Here is a 19,955-nt window from a genome sequence, read left to right on the forward strand (position 1 = left end):
TCAGTAGTTACCGCGCGGCAGTCGACCAAGGTCCTTTTTGCGCGGTCGGAATCAGGAAAGCTCAAGATGAACACGGCGCAACATTTCGAATACAGCGACGATCCACGCTTCTATCTGCAATTGGCTCAACTGGTTTCCAGTACCGGTGCCGCCACATTTTCCGAGCAGATGTTGCAATTGGTGGATGCGCTGGTGCCTATTCACGGGCTTGACCTCAGTGAATGGACACTGGACGTGCGTCAGAGCAGTATCAGTCGCATCAATCTGCTCGGCGGCGCCGGCCTGCAGCACGATCCTCCGAGCCCCGAAACAACAGACCATCCTCTGCTATCAAGCATTCTGGACATGCAGGCACCGTTGCTGGTCCAGCTCAAAACCCCGCTTGACGCGCAACGCCCACAGCAAAACACTCACCAGTGCAATCTCGTTTCCAGCAGCGGTGACCGTCGACGGATCATCTGCGTTTATCGGTTGACTTCCCTGCGCGCGTTTTCCCTGACCGAGCTTTCATTACTCAAGAGTCTCTCCGACACACTGTTGCCGCTGGTCGAGCATCATGCGCAAATCCTTGCCCAGGCAGGCCATCGCAAGCCCCGTATCGAGCCGGAGCCCGGTTCTCTGGATCAAGCTTTCAGTGGCAGGCTGGCACAGGATTCAGTCACTCTGTCTGCACGCGAGCAGGAGGTGTGCCTGGGTTTGCTGACCGGTGGCACTGTGGCCGAAATGGCGCAGCGCCTGAAGGTGAAAAACAGCTCGGTGGAAACCTACCTCAAGCGCGCCACCGCCAAACTCGGCGTCAGCGGCCGGCACGGTCTGGCACGCTGGATGGCAGGCGGCTGATACTGCCTGACGCGATGCAGATGCATCATGCAAATGCTGAAAAGGGCCTGTTCCGGCCCTTTCCCCTGCCCTGACCCGATCTCAATCAAGCCGGAAGGCAATCACACTGTCACCCAGTGTCGTACCAAGCGACCCGTGGCCGCCAGCCGCAATGATCACGTACTGTTTGCCATCACTGCCGGTATAGGTCGAAGGTGTCGCTTGCCCTCCAGCCGGCAATTCATGCTCCCAGAGTACGTCTCCGTTATTCACATCGTAAGCGCGAAAGAAGTTATCCGCTGTCGCCCCATGGAATACCAGACCGCCTGCAGTAACCAGCGGACCACCATGGGCGACCATGCCCATCGGAAAACCGACTGGAAAACGCTCCTGCATGAAGCTGGTCTTGAGGTTTTTGGTGGTGCCAACCCGGCGTGTCCATTCGGTTTTGCCGGTGGCCAGATCAACCCCCGCCAGGGTTCCCCATGGTGGCGCGGTGCAGGGAATGCCAAGGCTGGAGGCGAACCTTGAGATGCGGATGGCGTAGTCACCGTTGAAGTTTTCGTTCCAGTACGGCTTGCCTTCCTGAGTGAACAAACGCTTTTGCGCGTCCTGATCGGGTCGCTTGATCAGGTTGTAGATGTAAGCAAGGCGTACCGGTGTTGCCATCAACAATTGGCGGTCAGGATCAACCGCCACCGAGCCCCAGTTGAACACACCGATGTTGCCGGGATAGATCAGCGAGCCCGCCTCCGTGGCAGGTGTCCAGGGATTGCCGTCATAACGAAGTGAGTTGTAGGTAATCCGGCAGGCCATCTGATCGAAAGGCGTAATGCCCCACATGGACTTCTCGGTCAACGCCGGGGGGATGAAGTTAAGCCTTGAGACCGGCTGGGTCGCCGCGAAACGCTCGCCCGCAACACCGCCTTCGGCGCGAACGCTGACCTGATCAACAGGCACTATCGGCTCGCCGGTCAGGCGGTTGAGCACGAAGATATTCCCGACTTTGGTCGGCAACAGCAACGCAGGCTGCCTGTTGCCTTCTTTTCCCACGGCAAGCAGCGACGGTTGTGAAGGGTTGTCGCGATCCCACAGGTCATTGTTCGACGACTGAAACTTCCAGCGCAGCGCACCTGTTTTCAAGTCCAGCGCCACCAGTGCATCGCGAAACTTCTCGGTATTGCTGCCGGGGTCACGCCGGGTGCCGGTTTCGTCGGGCGAGGCATTGCCGAAGGGAACGTACACGAGACCGTTTTCAACATCGGCGCTCAGGGTTGCCCAGGTAACAGGTGTGTCTTGCGGATAGTTCTGGTCGGCCGCTATGGGCTGGGTAATGTCCGGGTTTTGCGGATCGAAGTTCCACACCAACTGGCCAGTCATGACGTTATAGGCGCGGATGACGCCGGACGGGTTGCCGTCGTCGTAGCCGTTATCCATCACCGAACTGCCAATCACGATCAATTCGCCTGCAATCAGTGGCGCAGAGGTCTGCATCAGCGCGTGTGGACGAATCTCGCCCATATTGACGCTCAAGTCGATCACGCCACCATTGCCGAAATCGCCGCACAATTTACCGGTGTCTGCATCAAGCGCGACCAGCCTGGCATCTGCGGTGGCAGTAATGATGCGTTTTGCGCATTGAGCGGGCTGTGGCACCTGGCCAGTCGAGCTGGATGCAGCGGAATAATAGCTGACGCCCCGGCAGGTCTGATGCTGCTGCAGGTAAGAGCGTTTTTTCTCAGGCGTGTATTTCCAGGCCAGTTCCCCGGTCTGCGGGTTCAACGCGTGCACTTCGTTATGCGGCGTACATACATACACCCGGTCGTTGATCTTCAGCGGCGTCGCTTCAAAGGTGTACTCGCCCGCATCCTTGCCTGCGTCACGCAGGTCGCCGGTGTGGTACTCCCAAGCGACCGACAGCCTGCCGACGTTCTTCGGAGTGATCTGATCAAGACTGGAAAAACGCTGACCGGCAGTAGTTCCGCCATACGCTGCCCAGTCCTTGCCTGCCGACTCGGCGCTACGGGTGGGCGTTGCATTACTGATCTGCCCTTGAAGCGGGTAAGGGTCATGAAACATCAGCGCAACCACAATCACCAGCATCACCCCTAGCGTACTGCCAAGGAAGGGATGAAAACGACGTTTATCGAAGCTCGAGCCAGCCTGATAAAGCGGCCGCACCACCCAGGGCAGCGCCAGCCAGAGGCCGATCAGCGCAAACAGGTCACCGCGGGGGATCCATTGCCATTTGTCAAAGCCGACTTCGTAGATGATCCAGATCAGAATCCCCCACATAAGCAATGCGTACAGGGTCAGCGCCGACTTCTTTTTCAGAAAGATCAGGGTTGCCGTGGCCAGCAAGACCAGCGCAATGATCGAGTAGGCGGGAGAGCCCCCGGCAGCGACCAGTTGCGCACCCATGAACAGCAGAATAAAACTCAGTATCGCGATCACGATACCTGTCACTTTCAGAATCATCGTCCTTGTCCTTTCTTGTTATGACCTTGCGCTGCAAAGCTTTTTCGACGCCACGCCATCCTGCGTGTCGATTCAGTTTTTGCGCGTCGCGTCATCCAGCGCAAGGATGGTATGGGCGTTAGTGACGGTGGTCGCCAGGGTATTGATCACACCTGAGCGCAATGCACCCAGCGTGGCGGCTGCTTTGGTGTTTTCGCTGGCGATGGCCACTACATCCGGGATACGAAACAGCTCTTGCACGGTCAGGCCGATAACCCTGCCCTGAATGGCGTTGACTGCCGGCTGGCCGTGAATATCGATGAAATCATAGCCCATCATATCGCCCACGGTACCGGACAATCTGGCCTGGGCAATCTCCTGCGGAGAAAACCAGCCCATACGCACCATGTTGCTGTTTTCGCTCATGTCACCGATGCCAATCAGCGCCATGTCTGCGCGGCGGGCACGGTCCAGTGTGGAGCGCACAGTGTCATTGCTGATCAGAATGCTGCGCAGCTCGGGGTTGGCCACCAGGGCAGGCGCGTACAGGCTTTCACTTTCGCCACCGAAGCGCAGCGCCAGACGGCGGCAGATATGATCGGGGTTCATGTATTCGCCAGCCTTGAGCGAACCGCCAATGGCGCAGACAAATGTGCAGTTGCGCGTGACCGGCAAAAACACGTTATCCGCCACTGCGCCGACATTGCGGCCCATGCCCACGGCAACAATCATTCCATCGCTCAGGGTTTTGTTCAGGTAGTTGGCAACCAGGCTGGCGACCGCCGAACGTTGGGTGTCGGGGTCGCTGTGGTCGACTGCTATCAGCGCCCTGTCGAGCTGAAAGCGCTCTACCAGCGCCAGCTCCAGCTCGTTGTTCATTGCCGGGTGCTGCAGCACGCGCACTTCGACAATACCTTCATCGCGTGCGCGCTTGAGCAGGCGGCTGACTTTTGCGCGCGACAGGTCAAAGCGTTTGGCGATGGCTTCCTGAGTGACGTTCTCAAGGTAATAGAGCATCGCGACTTCAGTCATAAGATCGATGTCGCTGGCCATGCGCTGGGTACTGTCACTCATGTGGACGAGCTTCCGTTTCGACGTCAAAGGCGCATTCTCTCTACTCCCGCCCTGTGCCGTCTACTCACTATTGGTGCCCGTCACGCTCTATCGCGTTAATACGCTCGACCTTGGCGCCGGAGCGGGCCGCTTCGAACTCCGACTCCAGAAACGATTTGACGATGCTTTTCGCCAGTTCCGCACCGATCACTCGTGCACCGACGGAAAGAATTTGCGCATCGTTGCTCTTGCGTGCCCGCTCTGCCGAGTAAGTGTCGTGAGCCTGAGCTGCACGAATGCCAAAGACCTTGTTGGCAGAGATGGCCATACCTATTCCGGTACCACAGACCAGCACGCCAAGCCGCTGCTGGCCAGCATTGATCGCCGTGGCGACCGCCAGAGCAATGTCCGGATAGAGCACTGGCGCAGTGGAATGCGTGCCGAAGTCAGTCACCGGATAACCCAGTGACTCGATATGGCGCTTCAACAGTTCCTTGAGTTCATAACCCGCTTCATCACATCCGATAGCCACCGGGAAAGGTGTGTTCATGGCATCAGGCTCCGCTGCCGAGTTCTTATTGTCTGACCAAATGTTCAATCGGTGAAATTCCGATCAGTCATTTCTCGGGCATTAGCGACGTACTGTCAAGCGGCTTTTTTGCCTGAACACTGAGCAAAAGCTCTCATTTACGATAGGAGGCGCCAAAAATCGATACTCCAAAACTTTTATATGAAAGAGATTGACTGATCAGAATTTCATTTGATACACATATGCTCACTGAGCAACGCATCAGTGCATCTAATAAGAATTCACAGCACGAGGACACGCCAATGGCTACGCCATTACTGCTCCAGGCTGAAAATGTCACCAAGGCTTACGCCGGTATCCCCGCCCTGCGTGACGGGCGTCTGTCATTACGAGCCGGGAGCGTGCATGCCCTGTGTGGCGGCAATGGCGCGGGCAAGTCCACCTTCCTGAGTATTTTGATGGGCATCACCCAGCGCGATGCCGGGACCATCCTGCTCAACGGCGAACCGGTGCAGTTCAGCCGTCCTGGCGACGCCCTCGCAGCCGGAATCGCAATGATCACCCAGGAACTGGAGCCGATCCCCTTCATGACCGTCGCCGAGAATATCTGGCTGGGCCGCGAACCACGCCGGGCCGGGTGCATCGTCGACAGCAAGGAACTGAATCGGCGCACCCGCGAGCTGCTGGAAGAACTGGAGTTCGATGTCGACGCTACCAGCCCCATGCACTTGCTGAGTGTGGCGCAGATACAGCTGGTGGAGATTGCCAAGGCATTCAGTCACGACTGTGAAGTGATGATCATGGACGAGCCCACCTCGGCGATTGGCGAGCGCGAGGCGCAAACCCTGTTCAAGGCCATTCGCCGACTGGCTGCCCGAGGCGCCGGCATCATCTATGTCTCTCACCGCCTCAGCGAGCTGGCGCAGATTGCCGACGACTACAGCATCTTTCGCGATGGCGCTTTCGTCGAAAGCGGGCGCATGGCTGATATCGACCGGGCACACCTGGTGCGCGGTATCGTGGGCCAGGAGTTGCAGCGCATCGACCACAAGGTCGGTCGTGAATGCGCCGCCGAGTGCTGCCTGAATGTCGAGAGCCTGAGCCGCAACGGCGAATTCGAAGACATAAGCCTGCACGTGCGTCACGGTGAAATTCTCGGCATCTACGGGCTGATGGGCTCGGGTCGCAGTGAGTTTCTCAACTGCCTGTACGGCCTGACCATTCCCGACTCGGGCAGCGTCACCCTGCAAGGCAAACCCATGCCGGTCGGCCTGCCCAAGGCAACCATCCGTGCAGGCGTTTCACTGGTCACCGAAGACCGCAAGGACAGCGGCCTGGTACTCAGTGGCAGCATCCTTTCCAACATCGCCTTGTCGGCTTACAGACAGCTGTCGAACTGGTCGCTGATCGATGCGCGCAAAGAGCACAAGCTGGCCGAAGACATGGTCAGACGCCTGCAGATCAAGACCGCATCACTGGACCTGCCCGTTGCGTCGATGAGCGGCGGCAACCAGCAGAAAGTGGTCCTCGCCAAATGCCTTTCGACCGAGCCGGTCTGCCTGCTCTGCGACGAGCCGACCCGAGGCATTGACGAGGGCGCCAAACAGGAAATCTATCACCTGCTGGATCAGTTCGTACGCGCTGGCGGGGCCGCCATCGTGGTTTCGTCGGAAGCACCGGAACTGTTGCGCCTGAGTGACCGAATCGCTGTGTTCAAGGGTGGCAGGCTGGTGACCATCAGCAGCGATGCCGATCTTTCCCAGGAAGTCCTGCTGAGTCTTGCCTCATGAATGCCAAAACCATTATCGCCCCTTCTACCACTGCGCCGCGCAGCCGCCTGCGTTTGTCCGTCGATCGCTTTGGCCTGCCGCTGGTGTTTATTCTGCTGTGCCTGGTGATGGCCTTCGCCAGTGAGTATTTCATGACCTGGCGCAACTGGATGGACATCCTGCGCCAGACCTCGATCAACGGCATTCTTGCGGTCGGCATGACTTACGTGATTCTGACCAAGGGCATCGACCTTTCCGTCGGCTCTATTCTGGCGTTCGCCGGGTTGTGCAGCGCGCTGGTGACGACGCAGGGTTACGGCCTTCTGGCTGCGGTCAGCGCCGGTATGTTCGCCGGGGCCATGCTCGGTGTGGTCAACGGCTTCATGGTCGCCAACCTTTCAATCCCGCCGTTTGTGGCCACCCTGGGCATGCTCAGTATCGCCCGTGGCATGACCTTCATCCTCAATGACGGCAGCCCGGTGACGGACTTGCCCGAAGAGTATCTGGCGCTGGGCATCGGCAGGGTCGGCCCGATTGGCGTGCCCATCATCATCTTTGCCGTAGTCGCGCTGATTTTCTGGATGGTCCTGCGCTACACCACTTATGGCCGCTATGTGTACGCCGTCGGCGGCAACGAAAAGAGCGCGCGGACCTCCGGGATCGGTGTGCGCAAGGTGATGTTTTCGGTGTACGTGGTTTCCGGGCTGCTGGCGGGACTGGCTGGCGTGGTGTTGTCCGCCAGAACCACCTCCGCCCTGCCCCAGGCCGGTATGTCTTATGAGCTGGACGCCATCGCCGCGGTGGTCATCGGCGGCACCAGCCTGTCAGGAGGCACCGGCAGCATCGTCGGCACGCTGTTCGGCGCATTGCTGATCGGGGTGATCAACAACGGCCTGAACCTGCTCGGCGTGTCCTCCTATTACCAGCAGGTCGCCAAGGGCCTGATCATCGTGTTTGCGGTGTTGATTGACGTGTGGCGCAAGAAAAAACGCTAGGTTCTGTACGAAAAGTCGGCGAGCGAAGGTCAGGCAAGGCAAAAACAGGCGAGGAAGCGGAGTCTACGTGTTGTAAATGAGCATTCCGAGCCTGTTTTTAACGCAGCATCACCGAGCGCAGCCACTTTACGTACAGAGCCTAGGCCTTTTCCTCTGTATGAACGACTGATTACAACAATAACGAGGTTCTCATCATGAAATTCGGTACATCCCTGGCCGCTGTTGCGGCGCTCTCCCTGCTCGCCAGCAGCATCACCCTGGCCGCCGATGGCAAAACCTACAAAATCGGCGCGGCGGTATACGGCCTCAAGGGGCAGTTCATGCAGAACTGGGTGCGTGAGCTCAAGGAGCATCCGGCGGTCAAGGACGGCACTGTGAAAATCACCGTGTTCGACGGTAACTACGACGCACTGACCCAGAACAACCAGATCGAAACCATGATCACTCAGCACTACGATGCGATCATTTTTGTGCCCATCGACACCAAGGCAGGCGTCGGCACCGTGGCAAGGGCGATGGAGAACGACATTCCGGTGATCGCTTCCAACACCCGGGTTGCCGGCAACAAAGTGCCCTACGTCGGCAACGACGATGTCGAGGGCGGTCGCCTCCAGGCACAGGCCATGGTCGACAAGCTCAAAGGCAAAGGCAATGTGGTGATCATTCAGGGGCCGATTGGCCAGTCGGCACAGATTGATCGGGAAAAGGGCGAGCTGGAAGTTCTGAGCAAACACCCGGACATGAAGATCATTGAGAAGAAAACCGCCAACTGGTCACGTGCCGAAGCCCAGACGCTGACCGAAGACTGGCTCAACGCGCATCAGAACGGCGGTATCTCCGGGATCATCTCGCAGAACGACGACATGGCTCTCGGAGCCCTGCAAGCGGTGAAATCCCGCAATCTGAAGCCTGCGGACGTGCCGATCACCTCCATCGACGGCATGCCTGATGCGATTCAGGCGGCGAAGAAAAATGAAATAACCACCTTCCTGCAAGACGCCCAGGCGCAATCCCAGGGCGCACTCGATGTCGCCCTGCGCGCCCTGGCCGGGAAAGACTACAAGCCGCAGTCGGTGATCTGGCAACGCTACGCCAAGGACGTCAAATGGGGCGACGGCACGGACAAGAACTACATCCTGCCCTGGGTGCCGGTCACCGACGCCAACGCCGATGCGCTGTATCAACAGGTCAGTGGCGGCAAGTAAGCCAAGCGTCGTAGCGCAGATTTGTGACGCGGAGCGTCACGAAAGGCATCCCCACGCGGAGCGTGAGGAACGAGAGGTGTCCCTGCCGGCACCGTTCGCTCCAGCGTGGGAGCGCAGCTCTGGGCGCTCTGCGTCCCATCTTGTGTGTGCGGCAACACGCAGAGCGTGACGAATCATCAATCAACCAGCGCTACAGGAGTCATTTTCATGTCTGAATTCTGGAACAAGGCCTTCAATCTCAATGGCCGTTGCGCGGTCATTACTGGCGGGGCCGCAGGGATTGGTCTTGCCTGTGCCCGCCTGCTGGTCGAGCGAGGCGCGCGGGTCGCACTTCTGGACCGGGACCTGGCAGTGGTCGAAGTGGCTGCCAGCCTTGGCAGCGGGAACATCGGCATCACGGTCGATCTGCGCAGGATCGATCAGGTCAACAGCACCATCGACACCGTGTTCGAGCATTTCAAGCGCATCGACTATCTGGTCAACAGCGCCGGTGTTGCCGTGCTGGACAAGGCTGTCGATGTCAGCGAAGAGGCTTGGGATACCACTCTGGATATCAATCTGAAAGCCAGCTTTTTCGTGGCGCAGGCCTGCGCCCGGCACATGCTCACCCAAGGCAGCGGGCGCATCGTCAACCTCGCCTCGCAGGCCGCCGTAATCGGCCTGGACCGGCACGTCGCCTACTGCGCAAGCAAGGCTGCCGTGGTCGGCATGACCAAAGTACTGGCCATGGAGTGGGCACCGCACATCAACGTCAATGCCATCTCGCCCACCATCGTCGAGACCGCGCTGGGCAAAAAAGCCTGGGCGGGCGAACTCGGAGAGCGGGCCAAATCGCAGATCCCGGCAGGCCGCTTCGCCCAGCCGGAGGAAATAGCCGGGCTGGCCCTGTACCTGCTCAGCGATGCCGCCAGCATGATCACCGGCGAAAACGTGGTGATCGACGGCGGCTACAGCATCCAGTAATTCACTTTTCTGTTGCGAGGTTTATCGTCATGTCCACCGTCATTGAACGCACTGCCGAACAACTCTCTCCCGTGATTCCGTCCACCATGCAAGCGGTGGTTTGCTATGGCCCGGAAGACTACCGGCTGGAGACCGTCGATGTGCCGACGCCAGGCCCCGACGAAATCCTCACCAAGGTAGAGCTATGCGGGATTTGCATGGGCGACATCAAGACCTATCGCGGCGCTCCGTCATTCTGGGGCGATGCCGAGCAGCCCCGTTACGTCAAGCCACCGATGATTCCGGGCCATGAATTTGTCTGCCGGGTGGTCGCACTCGGCCCAGGTGCAGAAAAGCGTGGCGTGCAGATCGGCGACCGGGTGATTTCCGAGCAGATCGTCCCATGCTGGGGCTGCCGCTTCTGCAACCACGGACAATACTGGATGTGTCAGAAACACGACCTGTACGGCTTTCAGAACAACGTGCAGGGCGCGATGGCCCAGTACATGATCTTCACCAAAGAAGGCATCATCCATAAAGTGCCGGATTCGATTGCCCCGGACGAAGCGATCCTGATCGAACCGCTGGCCTGCTCATTGCACGCGGCAGAACGAGCCAATGTCGATTTCGACGACATCGTGGTGGTCGCCGGTGCGGGCACGCTGGGCCTCGGGATCATTGGCGCAGTGCGTATGCGCAACCCGAAAAAACTCATCGTGCTGGACATGAAACCCGAGCGCGCCGCCCTCGCCTTGCGCATGGGCGCTGACGAGGTGTGGAACCCGGCCGAGGTCGATGTACTGGCGAAGATCCGTGAGATCACCGGCGGCTACGGCTGCGACATCTATATAGAAGCCACCGGGCATCACAAGGCGGTCAATCAGGGCCTGGCGATGCTGCGTAAACTCGGGCGTTTTGTTGAGTTCAGCGTGTTCAACGACGAGGCCACGGTGGACTGGTCGATCATTGGCGACCGCAAGGAACTGGACGTACTCGGCTCCCATCTGGGGCCCTACATGTACCCGCGTGCCATCGACTTCATCGGCAATCGCAAGATCGACATGCGCGATGTCGTCACGCACAAATTCCCCCTGGCGGAGTTCAAGGAGGCGTTCGCGGTCATGGAGCGTGGCGACAAATCATTGAAGGTCGTTCTGCAACCTTGACCCACCCGATCCTTATAAAAAGAACACAGGAAATCGCGTTATGAACCGAGTGATAAACGACCCGGACCAAGTGGTCGAGGACATGCTGCGCGGCATTCTGGTCGCGCACCCCGAACTGACGCAGAGTGACAATAACCCTCGGGTTATCAGCAAAGCGCGGCCTTCCGTGCAAGGCTCCGTCGGCATTGTCACGGGTGGCGGGTCGGGCCACGAGCCGGCCTTTCTCGGCTACGTCGGCCCCGGTCTGGTGGACGCCGTAGCGGTCGGCGAGATTTTCTCCTCGCCCACTGCGAAAAGCTTTTTCGACGCCTTCCGTGCCGCCGATCATGGGGCTGGAATCGCCTGCCTTTACGGTAATTATGCGGGCGACAACATGAACGTGAAGCTGGCGATGAAAATGGCCGCCAGCAAGGATCTGCAAGTCCGCACCGTGGTCGCCAACGATGACGTAGCCTCGGCACCAAAATCCGATATCGCCAAACGTCGTGGCGTGGCCGGGGAAATTTTCATGTGGAAAGTCGGTGGCGCTGCCGCCGCACAAGGTTATGACCTGAATGGCGTAATTAGAGTCGCGCAGAAAGCCGTGGATCAGTGCCGTTCAATAGGTATCGGTCTGACGCCCTGCACCATTGCGGCGGTCGGCAAACCCAATTTTCAGATTCCGGACGGCAAGATGGAGCTGGGTATTGGCCACCACGGCGAACCGGGCATCGAGGTCATTGCCATCGAGTCGGCAGCCGCGATGGCCGAGCGCATGCTGGCACCTATCCTCGCCGACCGCGACTTCAGTGCTGACGACAGCGTTGTCGTGCTGGTATCCGGTCTTGGCGCAACACCTGTCATGGAGCTGTATATTTTTTACGCCGAAGTCGAAAGCCAGCTCAAGGCCAAGGGGTTGCATATTCATCGCTGCTACGTCGGCAATTACTTCACATCGCTGGAAATGATGGGCGTAACCCTCACCGTACTGGGCCTGGACGCCGAACTGAAAACCCTGATCGACCACCCTTGCCGCTCCATCGGCATGACCCAGACGGAGTGAACCATGAGCCAGCATTTCTCCACCCATGACGGCACTGCCATCGTCACTGATCTGGTCAGCGTGATCGTCGCCAATCGCGAATACCTTAGCGAGGTTGATGGCGCGATTGGTGACGGCGACCACGGCATTAACATGGCCAAAGGCTTTGCCCATTGCGGCCGGACCATTGAAGGCCGGCAACTGAGCCTTGCCGAAGCACTGGATGAACTGACCCTCAGCCTGATGGAAGGCATCGGCGGCTCCATGGGGCCACTGTACGGCAGCCTGTTTATCGGCATGGCCGATCAGGTGCGCGGCCGTGAGCAGATCGACGCTGCCACCTTCGCCAGACTGCTGCGCGGTGGCCTCACTTCATTGCAGGACATCACCGAAGCCGGCATCGGCGACAAATGCCTGATGGACACCCTGATTCCAGCCGTCGAAGCTTTCGAGCAGGCCCACGCCCGGGGTGAGTCATTCAGCGCAGCCCTTGACGCGATGAAAAGCGCCGCATCACAAGGGCGCGATTCAACCCGTGACCTGGTAGCGAAGATCGGCCGAGCGAGTCGCCTGGGCGAACGATCGCTTGGCGTGCTGGATGCCGGCGCGGTGTCGTGTTGCCTGATCCTGACGCAACTGGCGGATTCAGTGCAGCCGAGGCTGAAAGTCAGTTAAAGCATCGCGGGATCAAAGCTCGAATCGAATCCGCCGCTCGCGGCGCTGTGCTTGCGGCAGCGCCTCACCGCGCCGGACCGCAGCAAGCAGTTGCTCGACGCCCACATGGATTGCATCGGCAGGCACATTGCACGGCTTGAAACCGGAGGCGTTGTCGAGCCCTTCGCGATGCGCCCGAATGATTTTGACGTCTTGTTGAATGACGATGTGCGTGTACAGATGGATGAACGGACGCAATATCCGTAGAACCCAGGCCGGCATTGGAAAACGGTATGCAATGTAGGTGTAAACGCGCGACTGGCGATCATCGACTGGCGTGATCTGGCTCACGATCAGAAAGCCTGAGCGTGCCCCCCAGAGGTAATCACAAAACGTCACATTAGGCGCGAGAAAACGATCCGTATGCACAAGCGGCTCGGCGTCCGGGTTGGTCAGCCATTGCATCATCCCGATCTCGTCGACTTCGTCGTGATAGACAACCTCAATGCTCTGCGCCTTGCAGGAGAGCGTCGCTTCCATGGTTCGACCGCTGCTGGAACGAAAAATACCCTCGTGAACGAATACCGTGTGCGGCACGTCCAGAAAATTCTGCACCAGACTGCCGACATCGGCGTCGAAGGTGTTGATCATGAAATAGGATTGCCACGGCCGCTCGCCATAGGCCGGAAGCCGAAATATCGGTGTTTCGCGAGCATCGCGTGTGCCGGTGTAAACCCAGACCAGGCCGTCCTGCTCGCAGACGGCAAAATGGCGCTGCCGGTAGCGATAGTCAGGCGACTTCGCTGCGCCCTGCCTGGCGTCTACGCTGGGAATATGTACCACTTGACCGTTCGCGTCATAGCGCCAGCCGTGATACGGGCATACCAGACAATCATCCTTGATTTTGCCGGCTGACAGCCTTGTGCCACGGTGCACACATTGGTCCAGCAGCGCAGCGGGCTGCCCATCGCTGCGGCGAAACAGAACGATATTCAGGCCGAGTATCGTGGCCCGGTATGGCTTGCCTTTGCGCAGCTGCTTTTGCGTGCACGCCACATACCACTGCTCACGTGTGCCGTCGCCATGGGTATCGGTTTCACTGCTCAACGTTGTGTGCATTCAGATCCGTCCGTGATTGCAAGAAGCGCCTCAGCCGTGTCCAGACGGCTGATCAATGCACGCGGCTTGACGTCGCCTGCACGAATGCCCGTCGACTCTGCAGCGCGCTGCAGCAAGTCTGCGAGTTTTTGCGCCCCGCCACAGACAAAACGCATACGCACCGGACCCAGCTGACCCAGTGTGCGCGCGTGTGCATAGTGAAAGGAACGCTGCAGGGCCATTTCAATATCGTTGGCCAACGCAGTGCGGCAAATGCTTGCCAGCGTCGTCGTTGAGGTGCACAAAAGGACCACATAATGCGGCAGTGTGCTGCTGGAGTCGGGTATCAGGCATGCGCTGTCGGCTGCGTCCATGCATTGCGCAAGGGCTCGCTCGACCACTTGCTCATCGAGCTTCTCGCCCACCAGGTCACAGGTACTTGCGCAGCGCCCGACAAACTCCACACGCGGCGTTCCGGCGAGTTTACCGACTACGCGCACCCGGTCACCCAGTGCATATCGGTAAAGACCTGCACCGGTAGTCAACAGCACTTGCGCGGTTTCCCCCATGCGCAGGGAGTGAGCCTCTTTCGGCACCCCGTCGTCCCCGATGAATTCCAGATAATGACTGCCTATCGCCAACGGGCAGCCAGCCCCTTCCCCGAACGGGAGGCTGACCACACCTTCGGTCGCGAACAATCCTTTGGCTACCCAGCGCGCCTGAGGAAAACGCACAGCCAGTTGCTGGGCGTACACGCGACTCGGCCCGTCCATCCAGGAACTTACCGCCGCCAGACGAGGCCACAACTCGGTGAATACCCCATGAGCAAGCGCGTGGCGCAAGGCTTTCTGGCGGGGTACCGGCAACCTTTCTTCAAGCCAGGCAACTATCTGCCGACTTTCGAGCATTTCAGTGTCGAGCAACGGTTGTAGCAGGCTGGTAAGAAACGTCGGGCTCCACACGCTGATAAAGCTCAACCCGGCATCTGCAATCAGGGCGAGCAGCGTTTGCCTGCGCCAGTGCGCCACGTCGCTGGCCAGTTCAGGAATCAGCAATGTGCCGGCCAGCCCCGCGATTGCACTGCCTTGCAGATATTGCAGATCGCTGACACTGCCGATCGGTATGCCGTTGGCCGTCATTGCAGGCTGCTGCAAGGGCGGCGACATGGACCAGTACCCGCTGCCATGGCTGACCTCCGGGACCTGGCGGTACATATCCGCCAGCCATACCGTCAACGAACCCTGCAATTGGCCAAGGAATTCCTGCGTATAGGGGATGTGTTTCTGCAGTGCACTATTGCCACTGCTGCGCTCGAAGAACAGCGGCGGACTGGCGGTCAGTATCGGCCCTTGTTCCTGCTGCGCACGCTCGATCCAGGGCTGCAGTTGAGCATAGGTATGAATAGGTACCCGCTTGCGAAACTCTTCAGCATCGCGGATTCCGGCAAAATCATGGGCTTGGCCGAAGGCGCAGTCACGGTTGGCCGACAACATACGCATCAATAAACGCTGCTGAGATTGCTCGGGCTGCTCGAACAGACCTTGCCAGTGATCGAGCGTGGCGTGAGCACTGTCCATGAACGAGCGCCACAAGGCCCTTTTCACCTCTTCACCCGCCTGCATCAAAAGTAGGTCTTGTCGAGCTGAGTCAGGTCATCGGGCAGTCGCTGCGGAGGCATGAACACCTGCAGCCAGCCGAACCATAAAGGGCGGGTTTCCTTGAGACTGGATGCCGCATGCATGAGCTGCCAATGCATCTGTGAGTGGCGGTGGTGAGTCAGGTTGTAGTTGAAGTTGAGGAATGCCCAGCGGACCAAGCGTGGCGCGCGCATGTTGTAGGCACCTTCGACGACATCTATCGGGGTGCGCATGTGATAGACCCATTGCAGCGATGACCAGGAAAAACCGAATGCGATATAGGCAATCAGTACCACTTCCCAGGACCAGCCAAACAGGTAGGCGCACGTCAGCCAGACGGCAATGCCGGTAATGACTTCCTTGCGGATGCGCTGAAAGTCGCTGATCGAGAAATCCTTGAATGCCGCAGCGTATGTATTGACCTCACCGCTCTGCGACCATCGATCTGCTATACGTGGCGGCAGCAAGGGCAACAGCAGGCTGCCGACGAACGCCGCCAGCCAGATACCGCCGAGCACCGCAAAATAGTATTCCAGCCGTTTACGCAGCAGCGATTCATCCGGCATGGCAAAATCGGCCAGTTCGGCACGTGTGCGGTTCCGTGAGTGGTGCCCGAGGTGATTGATGTGGATCAGCGTCGCGGACGCCCCGAACAGGGTCGAAGCCCACCACATCATCAGGTAATTGAGGGTTTTTTCGCTGTGCGCAAGGCTGTGAAACGCCTCGTGCATCATCGAGAACACACCCTGCATGACCAGACAGAACGGAATCAGGACCAGCCATTTCCATGAACCTGCGCCGGTGTGGGACAGCCAGGTGAGCGTAGCGCCCCAGAATAGCGTCTGAAGCGCCAGTACAGCCAGGTTGGCCTTGTCGAAGCGGCGTGCCGGGGAAATATCCATATATATCTGCGCCTGAATGACCACATTCGAAAGCCCCGAAGTATACCTGCCGGAACGTCAGTATGGTTATTCGGCAGTTTCAAGCCTGCCGGAGTCTGGCACACTGTGCGCCTTGACATCACGCTAAGCCGAGCCCCATGTCGCTCTTCAAACGAATTCTGTCCAGACGCTCGGCGGCCATGCTTTCCCCGCAGGTAATCGCGCACCGATCAATACGCTTCACCTTCGATGCCAGTATCCCCCGCTACTGGCATGACGGCCGGACGCACACCACGCGCTTTTTCGATTGTCTGTCGTTCATGTTTCCCCAAGGGGAAAAAATCTTCATCGAGAGTGTGGTGCATTTTCGCCACAAGCTCGACAAAGGCAGCGCTCTGGAAAAGGCCGTCGACGATTTCGTCTATCAGGAAGCGTCGCACATCCGCGAGCACCGTGCCTATAACCTGCTTCTGGGCGCACAGGGCGCACCGGTCGAAAAACTGGAACGCATGCTGTTGCGGCGCAGAAAGGAAAGCGAGCGATTACCAGCCAGCTTTCGTCTGGCACTGACGGCCAGCCTTGAACACATCACAGCAATACTGTCCGAGCAGATTCTGCGAAACCCGGCATTCATGGCGGGCGCCGACCCAACGATGGCCCGCCTGTGGCGCTGGCACGCAATGGAAGAGATCGAGCACAAGGCAGTGGCCTATGACGTGCTGTGCAAGGTGGAACCTAACCCGCTGCGGCGTTACCTGCTTCGCTGGGTAGCGATGACGAGCCTTTCGGTGTACTTCACTTTCGACCTTACTTACTTCACCTATCACCTCGTGCGCGGGGACCGGCAACACCGCAACTGGCGCGAATGGCTGCGCCTGCAGTGGTGGTTGTTCGTCAATCCGGGCCTGCTTTCGCGCATCGTGCCTGCCGGGCTGTTCTGGTTCGTGCCTGGCTTCCATCCTGACCGAATCGACACACGTGAGCTGCTCGACAACGCTCGCCAGGCGCTTGATGAACAGCGCTGAAGGCAGCTTCCGGGATCGGCTCGTATGAGGACGATCTGGGAACCCGAGGGCTTCGAGGAATGGCAAATGCATTTCCCGGCTACAGCGTTCGTGCGTCATCCTGCGGAGCTGGACTGGACCGATCTGTTCCTGCAGCGCTGGCAAGCGCCCTTGCCCGCCCTGCCAAAAGCCACCCTGGTCGTGCTGGTTGCAGGTCTTTACTCGGAATTCATCCTCTACTGCAATCGCGCCTGTGCCCGGTCCCTCACCTCTGCGGGGCACGATGTCCTGCGCATGCCGGTGCGCTCTTCGCGCGGTGTGATTGAGCAAGGCAGGCACATTGCGACCCTACTCGGCAGCAGACTCAAGCCAGACCAGCGCTTTGTGGTGCTGGCTCATAGCAAGGGTGGTCTGGATACGCTGGCAGCGCTGTCACAGAACAAGAACCTGCTCGACGCCTGTGACGGCATCGCTCTGGTGCAGCCGCCCGCAGGACCATCGCCGATCATTGATACGCTGCTGGGCCACGGTGCCGCCGGCGCTGGCAGAAGTTACCGAATGGACAGATTCCGTCAGGCGATGATCAACAGCGCTCCGCTGGCTGCTGGCACCCGGGACATCAGCAGCAGTCGCGATCCACAGGTTGCCAAAATACTCTCTGCCCTGCCCGACAAGCTGCACTGCCTGCATGTCGTCAGTTGGTCCGCTGCGCGCCGCTCGCAATTCGATACTCACCATCAGCGCCTGAATGCGTTGCGTCCCGGGCATGCGCATGACGGTCAGTTCTATATGGAAAACCTGTCGTTGCCAGGCGTACCGCAGATCTGCCTGCCGGATCTGGATCATGGTCAGCCAATACTGGGCGGCGCAGGCTTTGACCCGGCGAGATTCTGGCGAACATTGCTGGACGTCCTGCACCAGACACGTGCGCCAGAACGCTCTACACCAGATAGATTTCGAAGCCCGGAATACTCGCCGCACAAGCCTCTTTAAAGTCGGCTGCGTGGCTGCCGCAGGGTGCCGTGTAAAGGTCCATCGGCAAGGAAAAGGCGTGATAACGATGCATTGCTTTCCACAGCGGGTCCTGGTCGTACAGGCATAATTGCATCAGCGAATAGTCGTTGCGGACCTGCTTCCAGGCAACATCCAGCAGTGCGCAAAACACCTCGGGGTCACGATGGCGAACCTGCAGATGGGTCAGGTAGATATCCCGCAGGGCCTGGCCAGGCGCGGCGATACCCGGTCGGCCTGCCAGAGGTGCGAGCGCATTGTAGCCAAGGCGCAGTAACTGCTGCGTCAGGGGCATCTGTTCGACGACGATACGTTTTATCTTCCCGGCGTCCCAGGGCGCGACGCAGCCAAGCAGGTTGTCGCGGTCATCGACAGCCAGCAGAAACGAGTCAATGCCGAAATCCGGCCACTGACTCAGCCTGCGCTCAAATTCCGCCTCGCTGAACACACAACCGAACGATTGTCGGGATGACTCGCTATCGAGAAACGCCCTCAGCGCATCCAGATACCGGGGAGCTGCGCGTACCACCCTCACCTTGGCGCTCGTACGGGGAACTCTACTCAAGCCACGCTGGCCGTACACTGAGACGTTACTGTAGCCACGCCAGTGTGCGAGTTTCAGCGGGTTTGCTCGTCGTCCTCGCAGCAGCGACCGGGTCGCCAGGGCGTTGTTACGGATGATGCAGCAATAGGCATGCTGCACGCCTGTTTCACGGGAAAGATCCGCGAGACGCGCCGCTACCTCGGCCATCCATGCCCCGGACAGTCTGCGATCCGGCGTCAGTCGCAGATCGCCCAGATATGCGACCGGCTCTACACCACCGTGCAGGTAGCCATCACGCACCACCAGGCTCGCCGCGCCGCGCAGCTCACCGTCCGGGCTTTCGGCTATCCAGGTGCGCTGATCGTCGGCATGACAGCGATGCAGGGCGAAGTAATCCGGGCTGCGGTCAAAACGCAGCGGCATGCTCCCGCGCATCGTGTGTCGCCGTTGAAAGTCGAGAAGTTGCGAATTGTCCGCCGCACCGGCCTGACGAATCAGCACGCCGAACACTGCTCGGTCATAAACAGCCGTCGAGCCAGCGGCCGCAGGTTTTCGGGGGTGAGACGACACAGGCAGACCAGTTCATCGCCCTCGGCGTAACCAGGGTTCTTCTGCAGGAAATACTCGACTTCCGGCAGCTTCGCGTGATTCTCCGAGATCAGTGCAAGCTCCGCGCTGAGGCGGCCCTGCGGTGTCTTGAATGAAAGCACACCGGTTGCCGGGTCGTAGGCATCGCCGAAACGCGTATGTGCCAGGTGATTCATCAAGGCCTGGACACGAGGCGCTGTCGAATGACCCGCACGCGGTGCGTAATCCAGTACCATTGCCCGCAGATAGCGATAGGTTCTGTGCCCCTTGCAGATCAGAAACCAGTACAGGGGAACATCGGGAGCCTGACGCCACAGGTCGCCCACCAGTCGTGACCAGGCGAATGCCAGTTGCTGGCTGCCCCAGTGTTCAGGGGTGATGATAGTGTCCCCGGAAAAAACGAATTTGCAGGGCTGATTGTCCCAGCTCATTTCAAACAGTTTCAGCGTTGTGAACCCCATAATCGTGTCATGGGTGTCACGCAGAACGACGCAATGCGTCTTGTCGTCAAGGTCCTGCTCGAATCGAGCCCGGCAGGTATCCTGATAGCAGGCAGAATAAATCTCGAACATCCGATCGATA

18 protein-coding genes are annotated in these 19,955 nt (G+C 59.1%); 10 read left to right on the forward strand and 8 right to left on the reverse strand.

All coding sequences use genetic code 11. The features are described 5' to 3' along the window. Nucleotides 1-66 precede the first annotated feature (66 nt). Nucleotides 67-840 (forward strand): helix-turn-helix transcriptional regulator, encoded by a 774-nt coding sequence (locus tag AO068_RS20825; RefSeq protein WP_058409320.1) that lies wholly within the window; start codon nt 67-69, stop codon nt 838-840. A gap of 81 nt (nt 841-921) precedes the next feature. Here the strand turns inward: AO068_RS20825 and AO068_RS20830 are convergent, their stop codons facing one another. The 3 genes from AO068_RS20830 to rpiB all read right to left on the reverse strand — a co-directional run bounded on the left by AO068_RS20830 (nt 922) and on the right by rpiB (nt 4,879). Continuing rightward, a complete protein-coding gene (locus AO068_RS20830; protein ID WP_058409321.1) occupies nt 922-3,297 on the reverse strand; it encodes a membrane-bound PQQ-dependent dehydrogenase, glucose/quinate/shikimate family in 2,376 nt (791 codons plus the stop codon). 72 nt (nt 3,298-3,369) lie between these two features. Further along, nucleotides 3,370-4,350: a sugar-binding transcriptional regulator gene (locus AO068_RS20835; RefSeq protein WP_004662175.1), complete on the reverse strand. Its 981-nt coding sequence runs from the start codon at nt 4,348-4,350 to the stop codon at nt 3,370-3,372. 67 nt (nt 4,351-4,417) lie between these two features. After that, on the reverse strand, nt 4,418-4,879 hold the full coding sequence (gene rpiB, locus AO068_RS20840; RefSeq protein ID WP_024671533.1) for a ribose 5-phosphate isomerase B: 462 nt from the start codon (nt 4,877-4,879) through the stop codon (nt 4,418-4,420). A 281-nt stretch (nt 4,880-5,160) separates the two neighbouring features. On the opposite strand from rpiB, the gene AO068_RS20845 reads away from it, so the two are divergent. The 7 genes from AO068_RS20845 (at nt 5,161) to dhaL (ending at nt 12,631) form a co-directional block, all read left to right on the forward strand. Beyond that, the gene (locus AO068_RS20845; RefSeq protein ID WP_057403058.1) at nt 5,161-6,648 is read left to right on the forward strand and encodes a sugar ABC transporter ATP-binding protein; all 1,488 of its coding nucleotides are present in this window, start codon (nt 5,161-5,163) and stop codon (nt 6,646-6,648) included. Continuing rightward, entirely contained in the window at nt 6,645-7,622 is a 978-nt protein-coding gene (locus AO068_RS20850) for an ABC transporter permease (RefSeq protein ID WP_058409322.1), read from the forward strand. The genes AO068_RS20845 and AO068_RS20850 overlap by 4 nt, the downstream gene beginning before the upstream one ends. Before the next feature lie 194 nt (nt 7,623-7,816). Beyond that, complete coding sequence (locus tag AO068_RS20855; RefSeq protein WP_057403056.1) at nt 7,817-8,827, forward strand: substrate-binding domain-containing protein; 1,011 nt, start codon at nt 7,817-7,819, stop codon at nt 8,825-8,827. A 207-nt stretch (nt 8,828-9,034) separates the two neighbouring features. Continuing rightward, on the forward strand, nt 9,035-9,790 hold the full coding sequence (locus tag AO068_RS20860) for an SDR family oxidoreductase (RefSeq protein ID WP_058409323.1): 756 nt from the start codon (nt 9,035-9,037) through the stop codon (nt 9,788-9,790). Between the two features lie 29 nt (nt 9,791-9,819). Then, nucleotides 9,820-10,935, forward strand: coding sequence for an erythritol/L-threitol dehydrogenase (locus AO068_RS20865; protein WP_005777414.1), 1,116 nt, complete (start codon nt 9,820-9,822; stop codon nt 10,933-10,935). A 40-nt stretch (nt 10,936-10,975) separates the two neighbouring features. After that, nucleotides 10,976-11,977 (forward strand): dihydroxyacetone kinase subunit DhaK, encoded by a 1,002-nt coding sequence (locus tag AO068_RS20870; protein WP_058401546.1) that lies wholly within the window; start codon nt 10,976-10,978, stop codon nt 11,975-11,977. Between the two features lie 3 nt (nt 11,978-11,980). Then, entirely contained in the window at nt 11,981-12,631 is a 651-nt protein-coding gene (gene dhaL / locus AO068_RS20875) for a dihydroxyacetone kinase subunit DhaL (RefSeq protein ID WP_058409324.1), read from the forward strand. A gap of 12 nt (nt 12,632-12,643) precedes the next feature. Here the strand turns inward: dhaL and AO068_RS20880 are convergent, their stop codons facing one another. Genes AO068_RS20880 through AO068_RS20890 form a run of 3 tightly spaced genes read right to left on the reverse strand, consistent with a single transcriptional unit; the run spans nt 12,644 to nt 16,247 of the window. Beyond that, the gene (locus AO068_RS20880; RefSeq protein WP_058409325.1) at nt 12,644-13,729 is read right to left on the reverse strand and encodes an aromatic ring-hydroxylating oxygenase subunit alpha; all 1,086 of its coding nucleotides are present in this window, start codon (nt 13,727-13,729) and stop codon (nt 12,644-12,646) included. Next, nucleotides 13,714-15,330, reverse strand: coding sequence for a GH3 family domain-containing protein (locus tag AO068_RS20885; protein ID WP_058409326.1), 1,617 nt, complete (start codon nt 15,328-15,330; stop codon nt 13,714-13,716). The genes AO068_RS20880 and AO068_RS20885 overlap by 16 nt, the downstream gene beginning before the upstream one ends. Beyond that, nucleotides 15,330-16,247 (reverse strand): fatty acid desaturase, encoded by a 918-nt coding sequence (locus AO068_RS20890; protein ID WP_058409327.1) that lies wholly within the window; start codon nt 16,245-16,247, stop codon nt 15,330-15,332. The genes AO068_RS20885 and AO068_RS20890 overlap by 1 nt, the downstream gene beginning before the upstream one ends. A gap of 137 nt (nt 16,248-16,384) precedes the next feature. Here AO068_RS20890 and AO068_RS20895 point away from each other — a divergent pair, with 137 nt between their 5' ends. Further along, complete coding sequence (locus AO068_RS20895; RefSeq protein WP_057404719.1) at nt 16,385-17,251, forward strand: metal-dependent hydrolase; 867 nt, start codon at nt 16,385-16,387, stop codon at nt 17,249-17,251. Nucleotides 17,252-17,275: 24 nt separating this feature from the next. After that, the gene (locus AO068_RS20900; protein WP_058409328.1) at nt 17,276-18,223 is read left to right on the forward strand and encodes a hypothetical protein; all 948 of its coding nucleotides are present in this window, start codon (nt 17,276-17,278) and stop codon (nt 18,221-18,223) included. Here AO068_RS20900 and AO068_RS20905 read toward each other — a convergent pair. Together AO068_RS20905 and AO068_RS20910 are read right to left on the reverse strand one after the other, a co-directional pair. Next, entirely contained in the window at nt 18,171-19,286 is a 1,116-nt protein-coding gene (locus AO068_RS20905) for a GNAT family N-acetyltransferase (protein ID WP_058409386.1), read from the reverse strand. The two genes, AO068_RS20900 and AO068_RS20905, sit on opposite strands and share 53 nt — an antisense overlap. Continuing rightward, complete coding sequence (locus AO068_RS20910) at nt 19,280-19,945, reverse strand: hypothetical protein (RefSeq protein WP_057432522.1); 666 nt, start codon at nt 19,943-19,945, stop codon at nt 19,280-19,282. The genes AO068_RS20905 and AO068_RS20910 overlap by 7 nt, the downstream gene beginning before the upstream one ends. Nucleotides 19,946-19,955: the final 10 nt, after the last annotated feature.

The sequence above is a fragment of the Pseudomonas sp. ICMP 3272 genome (genome assembly GCF_001466905.1).
Taxonomy (GTDB): Bacteria; Pseudomonadota; Gammaproteobacteria; order Pseudomonadales; family Pseudomonadaceae; genus Aquipseudomonas; species Aquipseudomonas amygdali.

Coding starts and splice junctions, on each gene's coding strand:
- AO068_RS20825 (WP_058409320.1), top strand. CDS start 67: ATGAACACGGCGCAACATTTCGAATACAGCGACGATCCACGCTTCTAT.
- AO068_RS20830 (WP_058409321.1), bottom strand. CDS start 3,297: ATGATTCTGAAAGTGACAGGTATCGTGATCGCGATACTGAGTTTTATT.
- AO068_RS20835 (WP_004662175.1), bottom strand. CDS start 4,350: ATGAGTGACAGTACCCAGCGCATGGCCAGCGACATCGATCTTATGACT.
- rpiB (WP_024671533.1), bottom strand. CDS start 4,879: ATGAACACACCTTTCCCGGTGGCTATCGGATGTGATGAAGCGGGTTAT.
- AO068_RS20845 (WP_057403058.1), top strand. CDS start 5,161: ATGGCTACGCCATTACTGCTCCAGGCTGAAAATGTCACCAAGGCTTAC.
- AO068_RS20850 (WP_058409322.1), top strand. CDS start 6,645: ATGAATGCCAAAACCATTATCGCCCCTTCTACCACTGCGCCGCGCAGC.
- AO068_RS20855 (WP_057403056.1), top strand. CDS start 7,817: ATGAAATTCGGTACATCCCTGGCCGCTGTTGCGGCGCTCTCCCTGCTC.
- AO068_RS20860 (WP_058409323.1), top strand. CDS start 9,035: ATGTCTGAATTCTGGAACAAGGCCTTCAATCTCAATGGCCGTTGCGCG.
- AO068_RS20865 (WP_005777414.1), top strand. CDS start 9,820: ATGTCCACCGTCATTGAACGCACTGCCGAACAACTCTCTCCCGTGATT.
- AO068_RS20870 (WP_058401546.1), top strand. CDS start 10,976: ATGAACCGAGTGATAAACGACCCGGACCAAGTGGTCGAGGACATGCTG.
- dhaL (WP_058409324.1), top strand. CDS start 11,981: ATGAGCCAGCATTTCTCCACCCATGACGGCACTGCCATCGTCACTGAT.
- AO068_RS20880 (WP_058409325.1), bottom strand. CDS start 13,729: ATGCACACAACGTTGAGCAGTGAAACCGATACCCATGGCGACGGCACA.
- AO068_RS20885 (WP_058409326.1), bottom strand. CDS start 15,330: ATGCAGGCGGGTGAAGAGGTGAAAAGGGCCTTGTGGCGCTCGTTCATG.
- AO068_RS20890 (WP_058409327.1), bottom strand. CDS start 16,247: ATGGATATTTCCCCGGCACGCCGCTTCGACAAGGCCAACCTGGCTGTA.
- AO068_RS20895 (WP_057404719.1), top strand. CDS start 16,385: ATGTCGCTCTTCAAACGAATTCTGTCCAGACGCTCGGCGGCCATGCTT.
- AO068_RS20900 (WP_058409328.1), top strand. CDS start 17,276: ATGAGGACGATCTGGGAACCCGAGGGCTTCGAGGAATGGCAAATGCAT.
- AO068_RS20910 (WP_057432522.1), bottom strand. CDS start 19,945: ATGTTCGAGATTTATTCTGCCTGCTATCAGGATACCTGCCGGGCTCGA.